Genomic DNA, 7,476 nt, shown 5'->3' on the forward strand with positions numbered 1-7,476 from the left:
CGGAGCGACCATACAATTCGCCAATGCCTCACAGGTGGTCACGAATGAGCATCTCTGCAATCTGAATACTATTCAGTGCTGCACCCTTACGAATGTTGTCGGCAACCACCCAAAAATTCAGGCCGCGCTCATGGCTACAATCCTCGCGAATGCGACCGACCCAGGTTGAGTCCTTGCCCGCCGCGTCGAGGGCCGTTGGCCATGCGCCCGGCTCCCGCTCATCGAGGAGTTCCACACCCGGCGCCTTGGCGAGCAATTGCCGCAATCCATCCGCACTGAGCTTTTCTTTGGTCACCACATTGACGGCCTCGGAATGCCCATAGAAAACCGGCACTCGCACGCAGGTAGCGGTAAGCGCCAAATCGGGAATCTCAAGGATTTTTCGGCTTTCCCAGAGCATTTTCATCTCTTCTTTGGTATAGCCGTTTTCCTGAAAGACATCGATTTGCGGCAAGCAATTGAAGGCAATCCGCTTGGGAAATACCGAAGGCGGCACATCCTCCTGCTTGAAGATTCCCAGCGTTTGTCGCCCCAACTCCTGGATGGCTCGGTTGCCAGCGCCACTGACTGCCTGATAGGTGGACACCACCACCCGCTCCAGGCCCACGGCATCGGCGATGGGCTTGAGCGCCAGCAACATTTGAATTGTCGAGCAGTTGGGGTTGGCAATGATGCCCCGTTGTCGATAGTCGGTAATGCGCTGCGGGTTGACTTCCGGTACCACCAGGGGAATGTCGTCTTCGTAGCGATAGCGTGAGGTGTTGTCGATGACCACGGCGCCCGCTGCCACCGCCCGCGGCGCGTATATTTCGCTCGCTGCCGCACCCGCGGAAAAGAGGCCGATATCCACGCCCTGCCAGTCGAACTGCTCGGCATCATGCACGCGCAGGGTCTTGCCAGCATAATCGAGGGTGCCGCCGGCAGAGCGCTCGCTGGCCAGTAATATCAGTTCGCCGACAGGGAAATTGCGCTCAGCGAGGATCTCCCGCATCACTTCGCCCACCGCACCGGTGGCGCCGAGGATAGCTACGGTATACGCATTCTTTTTCATGCCTGTCCTCCCGCGCGTAGCGCAGCAACTACCGCCTCCCCCATGGCGCGGGTACCGACGATTTTGCTGTCGCCGGTGGCAATATCGGCAGTGCGCAGCCCTTGGTCGAGTACGGCGTGCACCGCCTTCTCGATGCGCACGGCCCACGCCTCCTGATCCAGGGAGTGGCGTAGCAGCATGGCTACCGAGAGGATCGTTGCCAGCGGATTTGCCTTGTCTTGCCCGGCAATATCCGGGGCCGAGCCATGGATCGGCTCATACATGCCCCGCCCCTCGCCCAAGGAGGCGGAGGCGAGCATACCAATGGAACCGGTAAGCTGGCTTGCTTCGTCGGAGAGAATGTCACCAAACATATTGCCCGTAAGGAGCACATCGAATTGCGCTGGGTTGCGGATCAACTGCATCGCCGCATTGTCGACGTACATGTGCTCCAGGGTCACGTCGGGGTAGTCCCGTGCCACCTCGTTGACGACCTCCCGCCACAGGCGGGTCGTCTCGAGGACGTTGGCCTTGTCGACGGAGCACAGTCGCCGCCGGCGTCCTTGTGCCGCACGGAAGGCGACATGGGCAATGCGACGAATCTCGTCCTCATCATAGACCATGGTGTTGTAACCGCGCCGTTTTCCCTCCACCACTTCGATGCCGCGTGGCTGGCCAAAGTAGATATCGCCGGTCAGCTCGCGCACCACGAGGATGTCGACATCCTGTACCAATTCCGGGCGCAGGGGCGAGGCGGCCAAGAGCTGCGGAAAGATCTGCGCTGGCCGCAAATTGGCGTAAAGATCGAGCCCCTTGCGCAGCCGCAACAGGCCCTGCTCCGGCCGTTGTGCGGGAGGAAGGGCATCCCACTTGGGGCCACCAACGGCGCCGAGAAGGACCGCATCGGCAGCCATGGCGAGGGCGAGGGAAGGCTCCGGCAAGGGATCGCCGTGGGCGTCGACCGCGGCACCGCCCACCAGTCCCTCTTCGATTTGTAGCGGCATCTGCGCCAACTCGGCAACGGTTTCGAGTACCTGGCGCGCCGCGGCACTGATCTCGGGGCCAATGCCATCACCCGGAAAAAATGCGATTTTTTTCATTCTTGCAGGTCCTTACGGTAAAGAATATGGATAACGAAGGGATTTTCTGTACCCGGATCGGGATTTTCGGGAATGTGGGTAAAAGGATAAACGCCCGGCCCCATGGCATGCTGGTCTGCCGCCACGATGGACCGCGCCGCCGCCGAGGCGGTCCTTTCATTAGCGAGGCTGAAGCGTAGGCCCAAGGCCTCGGGGCGCTGGCGGGCGGCGTCGATGTACATGCGCCGGGTTATCTCGCCAAAGAGCACCTGAAAGAAGGCGGTGAGGGTATTTTCGTCAAGATCTGGCCGCGGTTTTTCGGCGAGGAAGGCGCGCGCGGCTTGCCGCGGTAGTAGACGCAAAAATTCCGCCTGGGTGGCAAAGACATAGATCGCCTGCTGCAGCTCGACGTCCTCGGGCAGCCGCGCAAAGCCCTGCCAATGTCGAACAAATAGGGGTTCCGGCAAGGGAAGCTCCTCCACCCGCGCCTGTGGCGGCACGCCAGCATCCACCACCGCCCCGCGCGGCGCCGTGCCCTGCTGCTCCCTGCCCGTCAGCCAATCCCAAATTGCCAATGCGCTTCGACCTTCCGAAAAATTGCGCAAGGATAGCACATTGACGCAGAATCGGGGTATGTCGAGGGCAAGCGAACACCTCCTCCTTCCCATCACCGGTCTACTTCTGGCCGGCGGTGCCGGGCGCCGCATGGGGGGCGAGGACAAAGGATGGATCGAGTATCGCGGTGCCGCCCTGGCAACCCATGCGCTCCGCCCCCTAGAGCGCCATGCACGGGAAATCCTCATCAGTGCCAATCGTAACCACGAGCGCTATGCCGCGCTCGGATATCCTGTCGTCACTGATGCCGAGTCTGGTTTTGCCGGCCCCTTGCAGGGCATTCTGGCCGGCCTCGCCGCAGCGCGGTTCGACTGGTTGGCAGTGGTACCGGTCGATGCCCCCCATCTCCCCGATGATTTGCTCTGGCAGCTCTGGCAATTGCGCCGCGGCGTGCCCTTGGTAGTGGCGCGCGACGAACGCGACATCGTCCCCGTCATTGCCCTTCTACATCGGCGGCTGTTATCGCTACTGCAACGCTTCGTCGCCAGCGGTCAGCGCCGTGCCGGGGATTTCTTTGCTGCCATCCCCCAGCAGCAGCTGCGGCTACGGGCGGAGGAGCTGCGCAACTGCAACACCCCCGCCGATCTGCAGGAGCCAATTGCGTGAAGGTGTTAGGCATCGTAGGATACAGCGGTGCGGGCAAAACGACGTTACTCTGCGCCCTCCTTCCCCTGCTCTGTGCACGGGGCTTGCGGGTTGCTGCCATCAAGGCCACGCATCACGATGTACGCTGGGATCAACCGGGCAAGGACAGTTGGCGCTTGCAGGAGGCGGGGGCAGAGCCGGTGCTGTTGGCGGGGCCCAAGCGCTGGTATCTGAGTCGCGCTGCTGCCCCCGGCGACTGGGCAGCACAGCTTGCCACCCTGCAGCCGGTCCCGGATCTGGTGCTGAGCGAGGGTAATACCGATTGGCCGGTGCCGCGGCTGCTGGTGCATCGAGCCGCCCTCGGCAAGCCCTTGCGCCGCTTTGCCGGAGATCAAGTCTTGGCGGTGGCGACGGACGCGGCGATCGAAACCGATCTCCCTTGCCTCGATCTCAACGATCCGCCATCGATCGCCCGCTTTCTGCTGACTTGGTATGGAGAATGACCATGGCCGTTTGCTGTGAAGACAACGAACACGACCCGAATGCCAAAAGTGTGGAAGAGGCATTGGACATCATCCTTGCCGCCTCGGAACCCGTAGTAGAAAGCGAATGGCTTTGCCTCGACAACGCTCTCGATCGCGTGCTCGCTCGCGATGTACTGGCAACCCAGCCGATTCCCGCTTGGCCCAATTCCGCCATGGATGGTTACGCCCTGCGTAGCAGTGACGGCGACAGCCCGCGCCGCATCATTGGCCGCGCCTTTGCCGGCCGTCCCTTCCTTGGGCAAGTCGGACCCGGCGAGGCGGTGCGCATCATGACCGGCGCCGTCGTCCCCGCCGACTGCGACAGCGTCATCCCCCAGGAACAATGTGCAGCAAACGACGATATCCTGCAGCTGCATGCCCCGGTACGCCCTGGTGCCAACATACGCGGCATTGGCGAGGACTTGGCCGCGGGCGAACTGGCCTTGCCTGCCGGCACCCTGCTGCGGCCGAGTCAACTCGGCGTGCTCGCCAGCCTAGGGCGGAGCGAGGTGGAGGTCTTTCGCCGTCTGCGCGTCGCCTTCTTTTCCACGGGCGACGAACTGCAGCCCCTGGGACGCCCTTTGCAGGCTGGCGAGATTTACGACAGCAATCGCCACAGCTTGCTGGCGCTCCTTCGACGCCTGGGAGTCGAGGCCATCGACTTCGGCCGCATCGACGATGATCCCGATCGCATTGCCGCGACCCTGCAGCAAGCAGCAAAAGTGGCCGACCTAGTGCTCACCAGCGGCGGCGTTTCCGTTGGCGATGCCGACTATGTTGCCGAGCTCCTGCAGAACCTAGGCAGCGTGCAGTTTTGGAAAATGAACATGAAACCCGGGCGGCCCCTCGCCTATGGGCGAATTGGTACGGCGGACTTTTTTGGCCTGCCCGGCAATCCGGTGTCGACCATCGTCACTTTCTATCAGTTCGTTGCCCCGGCCTTACGCAAACGCATGGGCTGCCGGGCGCCCTGGGTTGCTCCCCGTCTACGCCTACCCTGCGCCACGGCGCTGCGCAAAAAGCCCGGACGCACCGATTTCCAGCGTGGTCGCCTGGTGGCTAGTGCCGAAGGCCTGCAGGTGGCTCCCGTCAAGGCGCAATCCTCTCATATCCTCACCGGCATGGCCCAAGCTGAATGCTTTATGGTGCTGCCCGCCGAGGCCGGCGATCTGCCCGCCGGTACCCTGGTGGAGGTGCAGTTGCTCGAGGGCTTGGTCTGAGTCAGTCCCTTTCCAAGCGCCCTTGGTAGGGGGTTGAGTGTGACCAATGATGCAGAAAATTGGCAGCATAGAGCTGATTCAACGCCGGATTGCCGCGTAAAATGAGCAGGTTCTCGGCATTGGCCTGCTCCGCCGCGCGGGTGAAATTGAAACTACCGGTAATGACGGTGTCGTCGTCAATGACCATGACCTTGTTGTGGGCGATGGCATGCTGGTCATCGATGCGCAGATCGACCCCCTGATTGGCAAAGAAATCCGCTTCCGAATACTTCTGGGTGCGCTGGCTCTTGTCGAGGAGCACCCGGAGTTCTACCCCGCGCTTACGCGCATCCATGGCCGCCTTGGCAATGGGCGCACTGGTAAAACTATAGGCCTGAATCCACAGGCGATGCTTAGCCTCCCCCATGGCGCGGACGATGACATCGGTGGTACCGGGAGGGGGCGAAAAAGCCACTTCGATACTGCCTTGGGCGGGGATGGTCGTGGGCGACTGCGGGAGTGCGGCTTCGGCTTCCTGTAGTTGCTCCGCCGCCGCCTGCAGCACCCCAGGAAAAAAGTTTGGCAGCCAAAAGACCGCTACCGCGGCCAAAATCGCCAAGCCAAGCCATCCAGATTTCCGCTTCATCACGTTTCGCTCCCTTCTCAATTTGCCGCGATTGTGGCGCAACTTCACGGGCAGCGACAAGCCCTTGTCCTGCGCGAACAAACTTTGTAGGGTCTAACGACACTCCCGGGGGACCCCATGACCAGCATCGTACTATTCCGCAACGACCTGCGCCTCGACGATCATCCCGCCCTTGCGCATGCCGCCGCCCTTGGCCCGGTCTTGCCCGTCTTCCTCAGTGATCCCCAAGATGAGCGCGGGGCGGCCTATCAATGGTGGCAACGCCAGAGCCTGCGGGTGCTGGCACAGCGCCTTGGCGAGCGCGGTTTGCCCCTTGTCTGTCGGCGTGGCGAAACCCTTGCGCTGGTCAGCGAGCTAGTGCAGGAAAGCGGCGCCACGGCGGTCTACTGGAATCGCCGCTACGCCGCGCCGCAACGGGAAATCGACGGCCAGCTCAAGGAGATGCTGCGCGTGCGCGGTATTACCGCCGAATCTTTTCCTGGCGATATCCTCATCGAACCCTGGAAGGTGCTCCGCGACGGCCAACCCTACAAAGTCTTCAGCCCGTTTTGGAAACGTCTGATACGCGATATGGTGGTCGATGCGCCCTGGGATATCCCAAACCAAATCCAAGCGAGCGAAAAGGTACCGCCCTCGGAAGACCCCAACGACTGGAACTGGGAACCGCGTCGGCCCGACTGGGCGAGCCCCTTTCTGGCGTATTGGCAACCGGGCGAGCTGGGGGCCGCGGCGCGACTTGCGGAGTTCCTCGAGAGTCGGCTGGCAGACTACGCCAGTGGCCGGGACTACCCCGCCGCCGAGAAAGTATCGCGACTCTCCCCCCATCTTGCCCACGGGGAAATCAGCCCACGCCGCCTCTGGCAGCGCGTGCAAGCCCATGTCGAAGCACAGCCGGAGCAACGCCGCGCCGCCGATAAGTTTTTGCAGGAACTCGGTTGGCGGGAGTTTTCCTGGCATCTCCTCTACCATTTTCCGCAGCTGCCCCACACCCCTCTGCGCCCCGAGTTTGCCGACTTCCCTTGGCAGGAAGATGAGCGACTGCTGGGCGCCTGGCAGCGCGGTCAGACCGGCTACCCCCTGGTCGATGCCGGCATGCGCGAGCTTTGGCAAACAGGATACCTGCACAACCGCGTGCGCATGATCGTGGGTAGTTTTTTGGTCAAGGATCTACTCCTACCCTGGCAGGCTGGCGAGGCGTGGTTCTGGGACACCCTCCTCGATGCCGATCCGGCCAATAACAGCGCCTCGTGGCAATGGGTAGCCGGCTGCGGTACGGATGCGGCTCCCTACTTTCGCATTTTCAACCCCTACCTGCAGGCCGAAAAGTTCGATGCCGACGCCCAGTACCAACGCCGCTGGCTGCCGGAACTCGCCACGCTCGATGCCGCCACCCTATACAGCAGTGACTCCGGGCGATGGCGCGATAAGGGTGTCGTGCTCGGTCGCGACTACCTCGCACCGCTGGTAGACCACCAACTTGCCCGCGATCGTGCCCTGGAAGCCTTTGCAACACTAAAGAAACAGCCATGAAATACAATGTAACAACTTCAGCAGTAGCCGGCGGAACTTTTTCGCCACCCTGTTCTCTAAGTTCTTGCAAGCAGCTGTGATGGTTGCGAGCGCATGTTTCTTCCTCCTTTGGTGGTTTTGGGCGGCCTTCTTGGTCGCCTCTTTTTTTCCGACTGGTCGGAATGTAAGCATGCATAAGTTCACAAACCTTTGGCACTTCTTTGGCGAGGGAGGAGTGCCATGCAGGTTCAACATGTCGGGTACCGGATCCGGGGGTTTTACCGGGTAG

Annotated in this window: 8 protein-coding genes; 4 read left to right on the forward strand and 4 right to left on the reverse strand. The window is 61.8% G+C overall.

All coding sequences use genetic code 11. The features are described 5' to 3' along the window. Positions 1-28 precede the first annotated feature (28 nt). The 3 genes from RTI30_RS04930 to RTI30_RS04940 are packed head-to-tail and all read right to left on the reverse strand — an operon-like array spanning position 29 to position 2,684. A complete protein-coding gene (locus RTI30_RS04930) occupies positions 29-1,051 on the reverse strand; it encodes an aspartate-semialdehyde dehydrogenase (RefSeq protein ID WP_312262579.1) in 1,023 nt (340 codons plus the stop codon). Then, positions 1,048-2,130, reverse strand: coding sequence for a 3-isopropylmalate dehydrogenase (gene leuB / locus RTI30_RS04935; protein ID WP_312262578.1), 1,083 nt, complete (start codon positions 2,128-2,130; stop codon positions 1,048-1,050). The genes RTI30_RS04930 and leuB overlap by 4 nt, the downstream gene beginning before the upstream one ends. Beyond that, entirely contained in the window at positions 2,127-2,684 is a 558-nt protein-coding gene (locus RTI30_RS04940; protein ID WP_312262577.1) for a hypothetical protein, read from the reverse strand. Before RTI30_RS04940 ends, leuB begins: the two co-directional genes overlap by 4 nt. A gap of 58 nt (positions 2,685-2,742) precedes the next feature. Here RTI30_RS04940 and mobA point away from each other — a divergent pair, with 58 nt between their 5' ends. From mobA to glp, 3 genes are read left to right on the forward strand one after another with little or no spacing between them, the layout of a single operon-like run. Next, the gene (gene mobA / locus RTI30_RS04945) at positions 2,743-3,330 is read left to right on the forward strand and encodes a molybdenum cofactor guanylyltransferase MobA (RefSeq protein WP_312262576.1); all 588 of its coding nucleotides are present in this window, start codon (positions 2,743-2,745) and stop codon (positions 3,328-3,330) included. Continuing rightward, positions 3,327-3,812, forward strand: coding sequence for a molybdopterin-guanine dinucleotide biosynthesis protein B (gene mobB / locus RTI30_RS04950; RefSeq protein WP_312262575.1), 486 nt, complete (start codon positions 3,327-3,329; stop codon positions 3,810-3,812). The genes mobA and mobB overlap by 4 nt, the downstream gene beginning before the upstream one ends. 2 nt (positions 3,813-3,814) lie before the next feature. After that, entirely contained in the window at positions 3,815-5,053 is a 1,239-nt protein-coding gene (glp, locus tag RTI30_RS04955; RefSeq protein ID WP_312262574.1) for a gephyrin-like molybdotransferase Glp, read from the forward strand. Position 5,054: 1 nt separating this feature from the next. Here glp and RTI30_RS04960 read toward each other — a convergent pair whose 3' ends face one another. After that, positions 5,055-5,678, reverse strand: a complete 624-nt coding sequence (locus RTI30_RS04960) for a phospholipase D family protein (RefSeq protein ID WP_312262573.1) — start codon at positions 5,676-5,678, stop codon at positions 5,055-5,057. Positions 5,679-5,795: 117 nt separating this feature from the next. Here RTI30_RS04960 and RTI30_RS04965 point away from each other — a divergent pair, with 117 nt between their 5' ends. After that, a complete protein-coding gene (locus RTI30_RS04965; RefSeq protein WP_312262572.1) occupies positions 5,796-7,208 on the forward strand; it encodes a deoxyribodipyrimidine photo-lyase in 1,413 nt (470 codons plus the stop codon). Positions 7,209-7,476 lie beyond the last annotated feature (268 nt).

It is taken from the genome of Candidatus Igneacidithiobacillus taiwanensis, from assembly GCF_031962545.1.
GTDB lineage: Bacteria > Pseudomonadota > Gammaproteobacteria > Acidithiobacillales > Acidithiobacillaceae > Igneacidithiobacillus > Igneacidithiobacillus taiwanensis.

What these genes read in the sequence shown, in the direction of transcription:
- RTI30_RS04930 (WP_312262579.1), bottom strand. Translation starts at nt 1,051, where the DNA reads ATGAAAAAGAATGCGTATACCGTAGCTATCCTCGGCGCCACCGGTGCG.
- leuB (WP_312262578.1), bottom strand. Translation starts at nt 2,130, where the DNA reads ATGAAAAAAATCGCATTTTTTCCGGGTGATGGCATTGGCCCCGAGATC.
- mobA (WP_312262576.1), top strand. Translation starts at nt 2,743, where the DNA reads ATGTCGAGGGCAAGCGAACACCTCCTCCTTCCCATCACCGGTCTACTT.
- glp (WP_312262574.1), top strand. Translation starts at nt 3,815, where the DNA reads ATGGCCGTTTGCTGTGAAGACAACGAACACGACCCGAATGCCAAAAGT.
- RTI30_RS04960 (WP_312262573.1), bottom strand. Translation starts at nt 5,678, where the DNA reads ATGAAGCGGAAATCTGGATGGCTTGGCTTGGCGATTTTGGCCGCGGTA.
- RTI30_RS04965 (WP_312262572.1), top strand. Translation starts at nt 5,796, where the DNA reads ATGACCAGCATCGTACTATTCCGCAACGACCTGCGCCTCGACGATCAT.